A 15,255-nucleotide genomic window follows, 5' to 3' on the forward strand; every position below is an offset into this window, starting at 1 on the left:
CTGCCGGGTTTTTTGTTTCAGGTCCGCCAGAATGGGCATCCGAGTGGATACCATCGGTTGATCCGCTGGCTCGGGTTGGCGCCTTTCCGGCGCTCACGCCTCGTGCAAAACCGTCTCGAACCCTTCGAACTGCGGATGGCCGAGGATCGGGCTTTCGCCCTCGCGCTTGCCTGCGTTCTTGTGCGCATCGCGAAACTGCTGGGATTTGGTCCAGGCCTCGAAATCGGCGCGGCTGTCCCAGATCACGTGGCTGGAATAGAGCGTGTGCTCGCCGCTCGACGGCCCCTTGAGCAGGCGGAATTCGCGAAAACCCTTGAGTTCCTTCAAGCGGCTTTCCCGCGATGCCCAGATGGTTTCAAACTCCGCCTCTGACCCCGGACGGATCTTGAAACGGTTCATGGCAATAAAGCTCATCGGCTGTGCTTTCTTCTAAGATTGCAAGAGGATGGCGCACGGCGGGCCTCTGCCCCTCACCGCTGGCTGCGGCACATTAGAGCGAAAGTTGTGCGCAGGTGCAAGCGGGCAGGTCGGCTTGCAGCCCATTGAGGACATTTGTTCCCAAAGCAGCGAACGCTTGCTTGGAGCCCAGAGTGTCAAATGCTGCACCAGTTGCGAAGTTCAGCTATGCGCAGATAGCGACCTTTGCAAAGTTTCGCTGACGGCCCAGAGCCGACGTTCGAATATTCTTCTGGACACGGCAGCCACAGCCCACATTGCAGACATTCGTAAATCTTGCAGCATTCTCAGAGTGAGGGTGGCCAGGTTGTTGACAAAAAGCACCTTTGCAGCCGCAATTATTGCAATGGGATATCTCTTCGAAGGTGCGTCAAAATACGTTGCATTCTAGCAGCCGGTCTCACCCAACCCGCTATTTAACGCGCCCGAAGACCTCAAATCAAAAACACACTTTCGCGGCATCTTGCCCATACATTTTCTGGCGTCGCATCACCTGAAAAATTCAAATCTTGCACTTTGCTCGTTTCGCTTTCATACGAGTCGCTTCGGTCAGCAGAATATGTCGCATTCAACAACTCCTCCAATCTAGCAGATTTAGAAATTACAGCTAAAGCTTGATTGAAAACCCCTAAATAGACGGCACAGACTCCAACAACACTTGCCGTTGATAGGAGCCGAATAATTGTGTTTCGATTTTACAGGATGAAATCCCCGTCCGTGAATTGCAGCACCTCGGCATGGCCGATTACATCAAACCCGTCGCTGCCATTGTTGAGATGCGTTACCTCGGTGCGAAATCCATTGGAAGCGATGTTATACTCCGCGCGTGCGCCGGAAAATAAAATGGTATCCGTTCCAACCCCAGCAAGGATGTAGTCATCCCCGAAACCGCCCGCGATCAAGTCATCGCCCGCCCCGCCTTCCAGCGTGTCGTTGCCGCGGCTGCCGTCGAGGGTGTCGTTGAAGTCAGACCCGCGCAGCCATTCGAAATTGTCGAACCGGTCGCCTGCAGTCTCACCTTCCCAGACGCGCCCCCGCAGGAGTGAGGCATAGACCCCTTCATTTGCTTCTGCGAAACTGAGAATATCCTTTCCTGATCCGCCATCATAAACACCGCTGCCGTCGCCGCCCAGCACGCTAAGGATATCATGGCCGGCCCTCAGATAGACAAACCCTCCCTCCATAATGGCGAAGCTGTCCCAAGATTGGGGGTCTCGGGAGTTGCGACCGATGGTAAAGACGGTGTCGGCAAATCGCAGCACCTCGACACTTTGCAGAAGGTTGGTCCCCTCATCGCCGTCACGAACGTTGATATCATTAACGGTGATGGGTGAATCGAAGTTAGAGCCGAAATCAATGTCATAGGACGACGCCCTTTCAAAGAAGATCGCCGTATCAAAGCCATTCCCAGCATAGATGATGTCATCGCCCGCAGCCCGTACAAAGGTATCGTCACCTTGCAATCCCTCCAGAAAGTTGTCGCCATCATCGCCCCAAAGCCGGTCATCAAAATTCGTACCGGAAAGGTTTTCGATGTCAGTGTAGCTGTCGCCCTGCGCGTCCCCCTCCCAGCCGAGGCCGCGGAACAGCGAGGCGACGATTCCGGAGGAGGAAGAGTTGTATTCGACAAAGTCGCGCCCTGCGCCCCCGTCATAATCGCCTATGCCCACGCCACTGGCACGAAAGCTGTCCGGGCCGCCAAGACCGCGGAAGCTGCCCTCGGCGGCCTTGAAAACATCTCTCTGCGAGGTGCCTGTGACCCGTTCGATGTCGATCAGCGTGCTCCTCTGCGACTGATGCGAGACCAAAAAACCGGCATCCGTCTCGAACAAGCGGATCATCCCCGCGAGCCCGGCGTAGGACACCATGTCATTGCCATCACCGCCATCAACCGTGTCGCCGCCGCCGCCGGGCACGATCCAGTCATCGCCTGCCAGCGCAATGATCGCCTCGTCCGTATCCGTGCCGATGAGCGTCTCGGCACGGTCCGTGCCGGTGATCTGCGGGGAGGCCAGCGCGGACAGTTCAGCAAAGGTATAGATTACGCGACCCGGAGAGGTAGGATCGTTCGCTTCCAAGAACTCCACATCGTCATCGACGATGAAGACCTCGCCCTGCGCCGTGGTGATCTGGATCGCGTCGTCCAGCGACGTGGCGGTGAACCGGCCCCGCAAAACGCCCCCCGACTCGCCCAGTGATATTTGTGCAGTATCCGTTCCGACCCCGCCGATGAACCGGACGGGCCCGGTCTTGATGTCTTTGTCAACCTGCAGGAGGTCGTCCCCGGCACCGCCGTTCAACGTGACATTACCTTCAGAGGCGTGGAGCGTGTCGTCGCCGCGCCCCCCCTCCAAAAGGCCCTTTCCGAACGTGCCTTGGAAGTGGTTGTTGTTGGAATCGCCCCGAAGGATCGTGACCCCGTCTAAATTGACGATGTGAAATTGTTCGATATCGACGAAATTGTACTGGCTCAGGCTTGGGTCGCCGGGTTCCCAAGTTGCGGGATCAGCGGACAGGTCAAGCCGCGCGCCGGAATCGAAGTTCAGATCGATGACGATATGTGCGTCCCGGACCTCCGAAAAAAACCGATCGAACCCGCGTTCGCCTTGCAGGTTGTCGCTGCCGCCGGCCTGCACCTCAGTGAATAAGTCGCGGCCGTTGGTGCCAACGAAGAGGTCGCTCCCGGTGGTCAGTCTAAATTCGGCCATGTTGAAAATCCTTTGTGGAATATGCGCTTAGTAGTTGCAATCAAAGGGTTCAATGGCTCCCCCCAAGTTGTCAAGTTTTATCGTGGAGGTGCTTTTATTCTTTGTCGGAGATGGCCTTTCTCCTAGGCTCAGAACCCATTGATTTCCGCCTTGTCACGCGATTCATGGTTGGAAAACGAACGGTGACCATGTCTGATCTTTTCTGGTTTTCTGAGGCGCAGATGGCCGCCTAAAGCCCTGCGTCCCGGGACGCTAATCACGTAAGAAAGCCCTAGAGCACTCCTCTCGTGACACTGTTGCGAAATGCACTGACACGTAAAGATCGAAAGGGTGTTCGACAGGCTGAAAGGCTGGTGCCGTGTCGCAATCTGATACGAGGAACCCCCAACCGCCTTCCTTTCTGAAATCGAACTGAATGGCCGCTTTCCATCCCAGGTGTAGCCTTGTTTGCAAAGGCGGCGAAAGCTGGCTTCCCGCCCTTTCCAGCATGATGGGCTTTCAAAGCTCCTGAGGATTCCTATGTCCGCTTTGGGCTGACAGCAGCCACCCAGGCATGACGTAGCGAACGACTGTTTCGAGCCCAAATCTACCGATGCTGCGCGTCAAACGAATGGCTTCATTCGGCATGCTCCGGACATAGTTTCAGGCCGTCCGCCGCAAACTCATTCGCCGAAGACGGCTATAAGGCCGTGTTATTGCCACGAGAGAATTTGGCGTAGGCGATCGAATTGACCGTGTTTCGCCGATTGGTCAAACTCTACAAGAAATTGTTGAGACGAATACACGTTGGCGCTCGATGCAGGATCGCCTTCGTTGCGGACAGGATGCGCGGAACGCGCTCTGAAATTGAACCGGGGCAGCGCCTGGCATTCTCCCAGGCCGCCGAATGCGAAGAGAACCCGCGACCAACAAGGCAATATCAATTGGTTCGGTCGTGACCGAATTCGAACAGCACGAGGCTAAAGGATCATTCAATGAAGTACTATATGACAGGCGCGACCGGTTTTTTGTCTGCCTATATCATTCGCGATCTGGTGAAAGATGGGCATGAGGTGGTCGTGACCGATCTTGCTCCGCACCCGGAATTCGTGGCGGACATGGTCGGTGACGAAAGCCTTATGAAGCAGGTCACCATCGAGCGTTTGGACGTGACCGATCTGGGCGCAATGATCCTGTCAATGAAACAACACAAGCCCCAGCGGGTCATCCATATGGCAACCCTCCTGGGTGCGGCCAGCGATGCCAATCCGGGCTTGGCCATTCGCGTGATCCAAGGCGGCACCAACAACATCATGACCGCCTGCGTTGCACTCGATGTCGAGAAGCTCGTCTATGCCAGCTCTGCCAACGTAACCGGATTGCCACATCTCTTCGAAGGGAATGAAGTGCCAAACGACGCGTTTCTGACGTCGGCTGACTTCTACGGGGTCCAGAAGATCGGCACCGAGCATCTGTCGCGTCTGTTCAAGGAAAAATATGGGCTGGATTCAACGGGGCTGCGCTACATGTCGATCTATGGCTACGGAAAAGCCTTCAATGCGGCCCGCGGCAGCCTTTCGCCATTCCATACCGAGCTGATCGACAACCCTGCTTTGGGCAAGCCTGGCAAGGCACCGTACGGCGATGCGCTCTTGGACTGGCTCTATGTTGAGGACGGTGCCCGCGCCACTGTTCTGGCCGCAAATACACCGAATACACCTTCGCGTGGATTGAACGTCTGCGGCCAGCGCGCCACCGTAAACGAGGTCGCGGAAACGGTGCGAAAGTTCATCCCCGATGCTCAGCTTGACGTGGCACCGGGCGATTGGAAGTTCCCTCCGTATCTTTATGATGCCAAAACGACAGCGGATGAGATTGGCTACACGCCAGAGTACTCTCTGGACGAAGGCTTGCGTAAGAATATCGACATGCTTCGTACTCGCGCCGGTCTGCCGACAGTCTGAGCTCAAGCCCAGTCCGGAATTGGCGGCTTCTCTGAGTTCCGGTACGCCGCCATTTGCCGTTTCAGATGTTCGAATGAATTAAGAAGAGTAGGCTGCTCGCACGCCGTTGGCGAGGGCAGTCAAGGGCAAGTAGGCGGGAATTCCAAGTCGCTCTTGTATCTGGTCCCGAAGCTCCAAGCTAAACCCAAAGCAATCGAGAACCGCGTATTCGTAGCCTGCTTTTTCGAGTTCTTGCATGATCGCTTCGTGCTCCGCATCACTGCGACCGTCGGCGAGGTAGACAAAATCCTGATCTTCAACATCAGCCCAGCGGTCGATCGTGGCCTGTTTCTGACCTTCGACATGGTAGAAGACCGCTCCCTTGCCCTTGTAGCCCATGCCGGTGACCAAGTCGTGCATCACCGAAAACACTTCGATCCACTGGCCGTCGAACGTGTAGCTGACCGGCCATTTCTCAGAGCAACAGACCGCAACAATATCCGCGCCCTCGGCGGCAACCTTGTCGAGGTTTTCCTGCATGCGGTCGAGAACATGCCGCTTGGCAAAGGTCACCCTCTTGCCGCCAGCGGCAGGTAACGCGGTGGCGAGCATATGATCGTCTGCCCGCTGATCCAGAGCGAGGATGTCCTCGTAACTTAGGCCATCAAGGCAACCATGTTGGACCACTTCAACTGAGTCACCGACGAGCCTTTGAATTGGGTCCAGCCAGTCGTTTCGTGGGGTCTGGCCGAGCGGCATGATGCAGAGCGTGGGTTTTGTCATCGGTTGTGCTTTCTGTCCAAGGTCTCATTGTCTAACTGATTTGGGAGGTTTGAATTTGGCCAGCGGCCATCACAGGCCACCTTGTTCACCGCCATCCATCTGAATTGTTGTTCCGGTTACAAAGCTGGACATGTCGCTGGCAAGAAACGCGACGACCTCGCCGTATTCATGCGGCTCTCCAACGCGTTTTAAGGCGAGTGGTTCGGCCAGCGTCGCGCGCGCCTCGTCTTCGGTGATACCGTAGAGTTCGGACTCGCGTTTGACGCGGCGATCCTGCATGTCGGTTCTGATTGGTCCGGCCGCGATGGCGTTGCAACGGATATTGTCTGGCCCATGTTCAATCGCGATTACTTTGCTGGCGTTGGTGATGGCCAGTTTAGTAGCACCATATATTGCCGCGCCCTCATGTGCGTTGAGTGCCCAGATTGAAGAGTTGTTGATGATCGATCCACCGCCACGTTGACGCATTGACGGAATCACAGCTTTAGCAAGCAAAACCGGGCCGGTGACATGGACCGCAAACTGTAGATCCCAAAACCGCTTCTCCGTTTCAAGGATTGGACCGTAGCCGACTGTGACACCCGCGTTGTTGAACAGGATGTCTACGCCACCAAATGTTTCGATAGCGAAGGCCGCGCAATCGGCGATGTCGTCTTCGTCTGTCACATCCAGATTGCACCAAGCGGACTTGACACCGATCGCTCGAAGCTCTTGGGCACGCTTTTCCAATTCCGGCGTGTCGCCTTCGACTAGGTCATCTTGCGTCAGGTCAGCCAGAACAATCGTCGCGCCATAGCCGGCAAGCACCTTCGCTGCATTGAAACCGATACCGCGCGCGGCTGCGGCACCCGTGACGATAGCGACTTTGTCTTTTAAGTTTGGCATGATCAGCGCTTTCCGTCTTCACCGAAGTCGTAAAGCCAATTAACGGCACCACGCTCAGCCTTGATTTTTGTTCGTAGAGATTGAGTTGCAGCGTCATCGAAATCGAACCCGTTGGCACTCAAAACCACACCATAGTCTGCGCGTGCCGAGCTTTCGGAGATCTTCCGGTCCAACACGTCATCAACGACCATCCGCGCATCGCGTTCAAGCGGATCGCCATAGCCTCCGCCGCCGCCAGTTTCACGCACAAATATGTCACCAGTCTGTAGCTCAATGACCTCCTTCGAGTGAAGATGCTCGACCGATCCATCCACGCGTTCAATGTACGAGCGCCAGCGTTCGCCCGGCTTGCCTCCGTAGATGCCCCAAGAACTGGACAGTGAACGGTCGTGGCGGTGGCAACTCCGCACTGGCCCCTTGAGAACCTCGAAAGAACGCCGAATGCCAAGCCCGCCACGGAATTTGCCGGGCCCGCCTGAATCCATGCGCAACTCATGGTCCCGCACCCGGATCGGATATCGGGTCTCCCAGGCTTCTGAGGGCGTCGTCTGAACGTTCGTGAAGCCATGCTCCATGTGGTCGAGACCGTCGCTATCGGACCGCGCACCCGTGCCGCCGGTCGTCAGATCCGATGATCCGTAGATATCGCCCGCGTCATCTAACCCGCTAAAGGAAGTCACCATATTACCGCTAGACGGGCTGGACACGGCGTCCTCTGGCTCAATTGCCTGAATAAGCGCACCTTGCACGACATCATAGGCGCGTTGCGCGATCTGGCCGCGGAGCGCCACCGGCGCCGGGCGTAACGGATTAAAAAGGCTGCCTTCCGGCGCAGTCACAGAAATTGGTTTAACCGCGCCCTCGTTCAATGGCAGGTTTGGATCGGTCATGCCCTTGATCGTCGTGTGCGCGCCGGACTCTGCGCCCGCAAGGTTTACATTTACAGGAGCGGGCTGCTGAAGCGCTGTTCCGGCAAAGTCGACATTGATCGAACTGCCTTTGACCTCGACTTTGCATTTGATTGGTAGGCGTGGGAGGTCGCGCGATTTATTGTCCACCCAATCCTCGAATTCGTAGACGCCATCTTTGAGCTTGGAAAGCTCGGCGCGCATCCGCGTTTCGGCCTGGTCGAACAGGATATCGATGGATGCATCGACAACATCGAACTTCATGTTTTCGATCATTTCTTGGAAGCCACGCACACCAACCATACAGGCGGCAAGTTGTGCTTCGAGATCACCGAGGACGGTTTTCGGGATACGAACGTTGTAGCGGATGAAGTCTACGCTGGTCTTAACCAGCTTGCCTTCCTTCATCCAGGGAACCGGAGGAATGATCAAACCCTCTTGGAACAACTCGGTTGTGTTGGCAGACATGGACCCTGGTTCCTGGCCACCAACATCTTCATGGTGTGAAAGAGCACCGGCAAAGGCGACAGGCAAATCCTGACCTTCGATAAAGATTGGTGCGGCCATCAAGATATCGGGCAGGTGACCACCGCCTTGATAAGGATCGTTCAGGATGAACGTGTCACCCGGTCTCATATCTTCGAGTGGAAACTCTTTGGTGATGACCCCGATGCCTGGCCGCATCGTCGTCAGATGGATGGGACAAGCACGGGCTTGCGTGATGGTCTCGCCATTTGGTTTGAATATCCCGCAGGAACAATCCTCACCCTCTTTGACGATGACGGCAACAGCCGATCTGAGCAATGTATACTGCATCGCGTTCGCAATGGATTCTAGGCGGTTGCGAACAACTTCGATCGTAATCGGGTCGACATTTCGTTTGAGCATATCGTTCGCCTTTCAACCTTAGGTCCGGATGATCATATTGCCGACAGCGTCAATGGTCGCGACCTGACCATTTGTGATCACCACAGTTGTGTCTGGCTGATCAAAGATCGCAGGGCCTTCGATCCGACATCCGACCGGAAGATCCATCCGCCGATATCTCGGCGTGTCGACTTCGCCCAATTCTGGGAAAGAGGCCTTGCACACGCCTGCGGACTTCACTTCGGAAGTTGCATTTGTGAGAGTGCCGGAAACGGCGTCGTTCGGAAGCGCACCCGCTGGCTGGTAGCTGACCAGGCGCAAATTCACCAATTCAACAGTCCGGTCTAGATTGAAGTGACCGAAGACATCGTTGTGAACCCGGTGAAACGCATCAATTGCTTCCGTTCTGCCCTGTTCGTCGAACTTGGCTCCAAGAGGCACTTCCAATTCATAGCCCTGACCCTCATAGCGCATTTCTGCGGTCCGTCGGTGCAGGACCTTTTCACCCTTCAGGCCTTCCTCCGCGAGCGTAGCTTCGCCCTGCGCTTCCAGCTTCTGGATTTCCTGCTCCACAGCATCGCAATCCGCAACCGCGGTATCGCGGATGAAAAACGTCCTGACACCATCTGTTTCAAAATCCGCCACGAGCATGCCGAATGCGGAAAGCGTTCCAGGAGAACGTGGAACAAGGACCTCCTTGATCCCTATTTCTTTAGCCACTGCAGGCGCAAAGGCACCACCCCCACCGCCAAAGGAAACCATCGTCAATTCCCTTGGGTCGATGCCCCGCTTGATCGTGACGAGCTTGATGGCCTCGGCCATTTGACTGACAAGAATACGATAGACGCCCAATGCGGCCTCAGTGCTTGTCATGCCCAGCTTGTCACCAAGTTTGGCCAAGGCACTTTCGGCCAGATCAGGGCGCAGATTGAACGTTCCATCCGCGAAGTAGTCCGGATTGAGATACCCAAGAACCATGGTCGCGTCGGAAGACGTGGGTTTTTCACCGCCCCTGTTGTAGCAGGCGGGGCCAGGATATGAGCCCGCGCTTTCCGGTCCTACATGCAGGCCGCCTGCTTCGTCGATCCAGGCGATAGAGCCGCCGCCGGAACCAACGGTATCCATGTCTACCATCGGAACGCGAAGGGGATAGTTTCCAATCCGGCCTTCTCGCGTGATCTGGGCTTTGCCACCACGAATAAGACAAACATCCGTCGAGGTGCCTCCGACGTCGAAACCTACAAGGTCTCCACGCCCAGACATCTCACCCACGTAGCGGGTTGCAATCACACCAGCTGCCGGACCGGACAAGAACATTGAAACCGGTTTGGCCACCGTCATATCAGCAGAGGCGATCCCCCCACCGGATTGCATCAAGTGGAGCCTTGCGCCCTCACCTTCATGCGCCAAACCACCCTCAAGCTGTTTGACGTAATGCTCGACTTTGGGACGTACATAAGCGTCGAATGCGGTCGCACAGACGCGCTCGTACTCTCGGAAGGTCGGATTTACCCGCGAAGAAAGTGAGACCATAAGGTCCGGAAAAGCCTCCGCCAGAATCTCGGCCACCCGCTCTTCGTGCTGATTGTTGATGTAAGAGTTTAGAAAGCAAACAGCCAGGGCTTCGATCTGAAAGTCCTCCACCAGCCTGCGGACTTCCTCAACCATCTGAGCTTCGTCCAACGGCGTGATGACATTTCCTTTGCCGTCAATCCGTTCCCGAATGCCAACACGGAAACGTCCTCGCGCCAAGAAACCGGGAGTTTCCGGACCAGCGCGCATATCATAGAGATTGCTGCGTTTCATGCGGCCCATCTCCAGCGCATCACGATGACCTTCGGTCGCCAATAGCCCCAGACGAGCGCCTTTGCGTTCCAGCAATGCGTTCGTCGCGATGGTGGTACCGTGAATGTGTACGATTTCGACATTGTCGCGTTGTGGGTCGACACCTGTCTTTTCCAGCATCATTTTTACGCCACCCACAACACCTTCCACCACGTCAGGTGAAGACGGTGCTTTCGCATAGTACGTCTTGCCGTTGATGTACCCGGCGATATCGGTGAACGTTCCGCCGATGTCGATGCCGATTTTGTGCATGTTATCCTCTCGAAATATCCATCGTTTCGCCACGTGGCGGCGGCCAAACAATTTGACGTGAAACGTCGCGGTATAGGTTCAGCAATCTTTGCCGAGCCAGAACAAGAGGTCGAATTCTGAATTGGGAAGAGGCTAAAAGTTGAACTGATACACTAAATCAAATCATTGAAATATATGCGAATTTTTTGCCGTCTTAATCAAGGTGAGCCTAAACTCACATCTGAAAGAGCCGACCGGGGCCCAACATGGCGCAAATCCAAATCTGCCGACCAGGGGAAGCGCCCAATCCAGGCTTGCGGAAACTTCAGCCGGACCCTGATGGCAAAATTACACGCGCTTCCTCGTGATCAAGAATGCTACTGCATGTGTCGTGCAAGTCCTCTAGGAAAAGCTGTGCAACGGCACTGAGAGGACGGCTCTTCAAATGGATGGCCTCGGTGCTTGTCACGATTTGAGGATGGAACGCGCGAAAGGCCAGCTCAGGATATCGGTGGGCAGACAGAAGCAGGTAGGACTCGACCAATGCAAGACCTTGGTTGAGAGAAACTAGGTCGCGCGCCGTGTAGTGATAACGGACCTCTATGGCCAGTTCGAGATCGATGTTGGACTGCTTGAACGCATTTCTGATGACCGCTCCGATTGGGTCGTTAGAACTTACTGAGATGAAGGGGCTGTCCCTAAGATCCTGCGGCTCAATAATCGCTTTGTCCGCCAAGGCATGATCTTTCGGCATCACACAAACCATGCTGACATCGCCTAATTTCACTCTTTGAAATAAGGGGTGTTCGTCGGGATAATAGTGTACTCCAATGTCCGCGCGGCCGGTTTCAACACTGTTTTGAACATAGTCCAATGAGCCAAGCTCGAGACTGACTTTTACTTCGGGGCGTGCCTCTCTAAATCGTGCAATCGCCACTGGCAGCACCGCGTTTCCGAGAGCTGGCGTTGACACAACTCTGAGCTCTCCAATCAGATTACCCTTAATTTGGTCCACGACAAAGTTTGTCGACTCGAATGCCTCGAATACCCGCTGTGCCTTTTCGTAAAGGATCTGTGCTTCTTGCGTTGGAACCAGGCGTCCACGATGCCGATGAAACAGCTTGAATTTCAACTGATCTTCCATGTGGAGGATCATTTGACTCACAGCAGGTTGCGAAACATTCAACATGTTCGCTGCGCCGACAGTTGTCCCGGTCGACATGACTGCGCCGAAAATCTCAAGCTGTCGTAGGTTCACTAAGCCACCTCCGTTTTTCTGGTGCTCGAAAAATAAGCACCCGATCCTGTGTAGGATCACATACTATGCCCATCCGCTTTCTTACACGCAGACACCACAGCAATACAAACCACCTATGTCAATGAAAAAGAACAATAAAATAGTGATGTATAAGTTCAGATAAGAGGTTGAATACCGTTTTTGAAGCTTTTTGCGATCGGAGCTCATAGGCTTCGAAGCATTGTTGCACGTTGTCGACCACCTGAGCGATGATCAGCAAGAATGAAAAAACGTGCTGCTTTCGGCTGACTCGAAGCGGATATCACAAGGATCGCACAAATCAACGCGGCGGTCCCACAACAGGAGGAAGATCATGAAACTCAAAGCTTTACAGCTCACGAGACGGTCGTCGCTGGGGGCAATCGTCAGCGTCGCATTGGCTACATTCGGTGCATCTGCACCCGCATGGGCGCAAGAATTCAGCCTGCGCATGCAGGCAAACACCGGTCCCGGCCTGACACCTTACATCGCGCTTGAAGAATTCACAGAGAACGTGAAGGCGATGTCTGGTGGTCGGGTCGAAGTGCAGTTGTTCCCAGTTAGCGCTCTCTTCCCACCGAATGAGGGCTTGGAAGCAGTCGCAACTGGCATCGTAGAACTCGGCCTGACAACGGGCGGCTACTTCGCTGGTCAAATGGGGCCGATCGCGACGATGGAGTCCGGGCTGCCCGGCGCCGAGGCAAATCCGTGGGAACGCAATGCTTTCTTCTACGAGAAGGGATTCATCAATATCGTGCGCGATGCCTATGCTGAGCATGGTGTGCATTATCTTGCACCGAACCTCGGCTCGCCCTGGGAACTCGTGTCGAAAGTTCCGCTGAATTCGGCAGCAGATTTCGAAGGTAAAAAGATTCGTGGTTTCGGAATCGAGGCCGAATGGTGGAGTTCGCTTGGTGCCGAGCCGGTGAATGTCGGTGGCGCGGAAATCTATACCGCGTTGGCGACTGGCGTTGTTGACGCGGTGCGGTGGGGTGACGAATCTCAGAACCTTGCGCAGGGGCTTCAAGAGATCGCAAAGTACTATATCAAACCGGCCCCCATGCCTGCCCCGAATAACCACATACTGGTGAATCAGGCGACTTGGGATTCGATGCCGGCTGATCTGCAGGCGATCATGGAAGGGGCAGCCAAGCTTGCTTCAATGAAGTACCTTACTTTGACTGCATTGTCGCGCGGACCGGCTCGCGCCGAGCTTGAGGCCGCAGGCATGGAGTTTACAACAATTCCTGCTGATGAATGGCTTGCCATGCAGCAAAAGGTTCGTGCCATCTGGGCCAAATATGGCGAAGAGGACGAACGGGCCGCAGAGGCTGTGGCGCTTCTGCAAGAGTTCCTAAAAGAACTCGGGCGCTGACACACGCCCCTAGGCTCCGGCGGCGTGATCGCCGGAGCTTTTTGGACTTGGGACCATCGATGGACCGGTTAGTCCCCCGTAAATTCGCAAGAAGCGCGTTTTTGTGAGAAGCTCAGAAAAATACGGAATAATTGAGAGCAGGGCCAATGTTGAAGCTGGCATCCATCATTGACGCGATCAACGCCAAGATCGGCACCGTCGCTGCTTATCTGGTTTACGTGATTATGGCCATCATCGGATACGAAGTGGTGATGCGCACGTTTTTCAACAAGCCAACGGCCTGGGTGCACGACGTAAGCGGGTGGCTTCTTGTCTTTTACGTCTTTCTAGGGGGGGCCTGGGCCCTTCAAAAAGGATACTTCGTACGGGTCGATGTCGCCTACATGCACTTTCCTGCGCGTATTCAGGCCGCGATTGAATTGTTTGTAGGAACTGCGCTCATGGCGCTCTTTGCGTGGGTCATGATCACTAGGGGATTCGAGTTTGGAATGAGGTCGTTCAACGTAGGTGAAACGGCGGCGAATGGGGCATGGGAAGGAAGGGTATGGCCGGCGAAGTTGATCATGCCTGTCGGGATGATCCTATTATCACTCGCCTGGGCGTCTCGTGCCATTCGCGCGGCTGTCCGATTAATTGATCCAATGGCGATCGAAGACGAAGAAGATGCCGGAGCTGTGGGCTAATGGGCGCGATCGAATTCTCACTCATATTCTTTGGCTCCATGTTTTTTTTCCTTGGGATCGGTGTCCCGATCGCCGTAGCTCTCGGCGGGCTCAGTGTTGCTTTGGTCTGGCTATTTTGGGGAACGAACCCTCTGAATATGCTGGTCCTAAGGTCTTACGGGATGGCTTCGGCCTTTGAACTACTGGCCGTTCCGCTTTTTGTGTTCATGGCAAATATGCTTGAGCGGTCAAAGATCGCGGACGACCTTTACCAGACCATGAGCAAGTTTGCCGGTTCGCGACCGGGAGGTCTGGCAGCAGGCACAGTACTGATCTGCATGATCTTTGCCGCTATGGCCGGTATTTCAGGCGCTGCGACTGTATCCATGGGCATTCTGGCACTGCCGGCGATGCTATCGCGCGGTTACAACACCAAACTGGCTCTGGGGTCCATCGCCGCGGGCGGTTCCCTTGGTATCTTAATCCCACCGTCTGTCACGATGATTATTTATGGTGTCATCGCGCAGGTTTCCGTCGGCAGGCTTTATGCTGGCGGCGTCGGTCCGGGACTGCTGTTGGTGGTTTTGTTCCTGATTTACATCATCGTGCGGGCGCGGCTGAATCCCGAGATTGCGCCCGGGCTGCCCGAAGAAGAACTGGTTTCTTGGCCTGAAAAACTTCGCTCGCTCACGGGCCTGATATTGCCCATCGGATTGGTGGTTGCCGTTCTCGGCTCTATCCTTACCGGCGCCGCCAGTGTGTCGGAGGCGGCCGCTGTCGGTGCCATCGGATCAATGCTAGCGGCGTTATTAAAACGCGGTTTGAACTTTCGAATGTTCCACGAAGCTGCGGTTAACACACTGATGGTCTCGTCGTTGATATTCTGGATCGTTATTGGTGCGGCCGCGTTTGCCACACTCTACACGGCAATGGGTGCCGCGAACTTGATCCAGGGCATGGTGCTTGGCCTTGAGGTCAACCGCTATGTGATCCTGGCGGTTATGATGGCCATCCTTCTCGTCATGGGGATGGTAATTGAGACTACTGGCATCATAATGATTGCGGTGCCGGTCATGGTTCCAATTGCCACCGCACTGGGCTTTGACCCTATCTGGTTCGGCGTGCTCTTCATCATCAATATGGAAATCGGATTCCTAACCCCGCCCTTCGGTTACAACCTTTTCTACCTGAAAGGGGTCGCGCCGAAGAGTGTGAAACTCACCGAGATCTACACATCGGTTATCCCGTTCGTCTTGTTGATGATCCTTGGACTGGCGATCTGCATCGCGTTCCCGGGCATCATCACGTGGTTACCAGACAAAGTCTTTGGCTAGCGA

General features: G+C 55.1%; 11 protein-coding genes. 4 read left to right on the forward strand and 7 right to left on the reverse strand.

The window, feature by feature from the left end; translation table 11 throughout:
* Positions 1-93: 93 nt before the first annotated feature.
* Positions 94-414, reverse strand: coding sequence for a heme-degrading protein HmuQ (gene hmuQ / locus TRM7615_RS13500; protein WP_108788371.1), 321 nt, complete (start codon positions 412-414; stop codon positions 94-96).
* A 737-nt stretch (positions 415-1,151) separates the two neighbouring features.
* On the reverse strand, positions 1,152-3,164 hold the full coding sequence (locus tag TRM7615_RS13505) for a calcium-binding protein (RefSeq protein WP_108788373.1): 2,013 nt from the start codon (positions 3,162-3,164) through the stop codon (positions 1,152-1,154).
* Positions 3,165-4,138: 974 nt separating this feature from the next.
* Between TRM7615_RS13505 and TRM7615_RS13510 the strand changes: the two genes are divergently transcribed.
* On the forward strand, positions 4,139-5,107 hold the full coding sequence (locus tag TRM7615_RS13510) for an NAD-dependent epimerase/dehydratase family protein (RefSeq protein WP_108788375.1): 969 nt from the start codon (positions 4,139-4,141) through the stop codon (positions 5,105-5,107).
* 78 nt (positions 5,108-5,185) lie between these two features.
* On the opposite strand, the gene TRM7615_RS13515 is transcribed toward TRM7615_RS13510, so the two are convergent.
* The 5 genes from TRM7615_RS13515 to TRM7615_RS13535 all read right to left on the reverse strand — a co-directional run bounded on the left by TRM7615_RS13515 (position 5,186) and on the right by TRM7615_RS13535 (position 11,863).
* Positions 5,186-5,869, reverse strand: coding sequence for an AroM family protein (locus tag TRM7615_RS13515; protein WP_108788377.1), 684 nt, complete (start codon positions 5,867-5,869; stop codon positions 5,186-5,188).
* Positions 5,870-5,938: 69 nt separating this feature from the next.
* A complete protein-coding gene (locus tag TRM7615_RS13520; protein ID WP_108788379.1) occupies positions 5,939-6,754 on the reverse strand; it encodes an SDR family NAD(P)-dependent oxidoreductase in 816 nt (271 codons plus the stop codon).
* A 2-nt stretch (positions 6,755-6,756) separates the two neighbouring features.
* On the reverse strand, positions 6,757-8,550 hold the full coding sequence (locus TRM7615_RS13525) for a hydantoinase B/oxoprolinase family protein (protein ID WP_108788381.1): 1,794 nt from the start codon (positions 8,548-8,550) through the stop codon (positions 6,757-6,759).
* Positions 8,551-8,568: 18 nt separating this feature from the next.
* The gene (locus tag TRM7615_RS13530; protein WP_108788383.1) at positions 8,569-10,626 is read right to left on the reverse strand and encodes a hydantoinase/oxoprolinase family protein; all 2,058 of its coding nucleotides are present in this window, start codon (positions 10,624-10,626) and stop codon (positions 8,569-8,571) included.
* Positions 10,627-10,930: 304 nt separating this feature from the next.
* Positions 10,931-11,863: a LysR family transcriptional regulator gene (locus TRM7615_RS13535; RefSeq protein ID WP_125133688.1), complete on the reverse strand. Its 933-nt coding sequence runs from the start codon at positions 11,861-11,863 to the stop codon at positions 10,931-10,933.
* A 352-nt stretch (positions 11,864-12,215) separates the two neighbouring features.
* Here TRM7615_RS13535 and dctP point away from each other — a divergent pair, with 352 nt between their 5' ends.
* From dctP to TRM7615_RS13550, 3 genes are all read left to right on the forward strand, one after another.
* A complete protein-coding gene (gene dctP, locus TRM7615_RS13540; RefSeq protein WP_108788387.1) occupies positions 12,216-13,256 on the forward strand; it encodes a TRAP transporter substrate-binding protein DctP in 1,041 nt (346 codons plus the stop codon).
* 146 nt (positions 13,257-13,402) lie between these two features.
* Positions 13,403-13,939 carry a TRAP transporter small permease subunit gene (locus TRM7615_RS13545; protein WP_108788389.1) on the forward strand — a complete coding sequence of 179 codons (537 nt, stop codon included), beginning with the start codon at positions 13,403-13,405 and terminating at the stop codon, positions 13,937-13,939.
* Positions 13,939-15,252, forward strand: coding sequence for a TRAP transporter large permease (locus tag TRM7615_RS13550; RefSeq protein WP_108788391.1), 1,314 nt, complete (start codon positions 13,939-13,941; stop codon positions 15,250-15,252). The genes TRM7615_RS13545 and TRM7615_RS13550 overlap by 1 nt, the downstream gene beginning before the upstream one ends.
* Positions 15,253-15,255: the final 3 nt, after the last annotated feature.

This window comes from Falsiruegeria mediterranea M17 (assembly GCF_900302455.1).
Lineage (GTDB): Bacteria > Pseudomonadota > Alphaproteobacteria > Rhodobacterales > Rhodobacteraceae > Falsiruegeria > Falsiruegeria mediterranea.

Bases quoted from the DNA above. Each gene is read 5' to 3' on its own strand.
- hmuQ (WP_108788371.1), bottom strand. From the start codon at position 414: ATGAGCTTTATTGCCATGAACCGTTTCAAGATCCGTCCGGGGTCAGAG.
- TRM7615_RS13505 (WP_108788373.1), bottom strand. From the start codon at position 3,164: ATGGCCGAATTTAGACTGACCACCGGGAGCGACCTCTTCGTTGGCACC.
- TRM7615_RS13510 (WP_108788375.1), top strand. From the start codon at position 4,139: ATGAAGTACTATATGACAGGCGCGACCGGTTTTTTGTCTGCCTATATC.
- TRM7615_RS13515 (WP_108788377.1), bottom strand. From the start codon at position 5,869: ATGACAAAACCCACGCTCTGCATCATGCCGCTCGGCCAGACCCCACGA.
- TRM7615_RS13520 (WP_108788379.1), bottom strand. From the start codon at position 6,754: ATGCCAAACTTAAAAGACAAAGTCGCTATCGTCACGGGTGCCGCAGCC.
- TRM7615_RS13525 (WP_108788381.1), bottom strand. From the start codon at position 8,550: ATGCTCAAACGAAATGTCGACCCGATTACGATCGAAGTTGTTCGCAAC.
- TRM7615_RS13530 (WP_108788383.1), bottom strand. From the start codon at position 10,626: ATGCACAAAATCGGCATCGACATCGGCGGAACGTTCACCGATATCGCC.
- dctP (WP_108788387.1), top strand. From the start codon at position 12,216: ATGAAACTCAAAGCTTTACAGCTCACGAGACGGTCGTCGCTGGGGGCA.
- TRM7615_RS13545 (WP_108788389.1), top strand. From the start codon at position 13,403: ATGTTGAAGCTGGCATCCATCATTGACGCGATCAACGCCAAGATCGGC.
- TRM7615_RS13550 (WP_108788391.1), top strand. From the start codon at position 13,939: ATGGGCGCGATCGAATTCTCACTCATATTCTTTGGCTCCATGTTTTTT.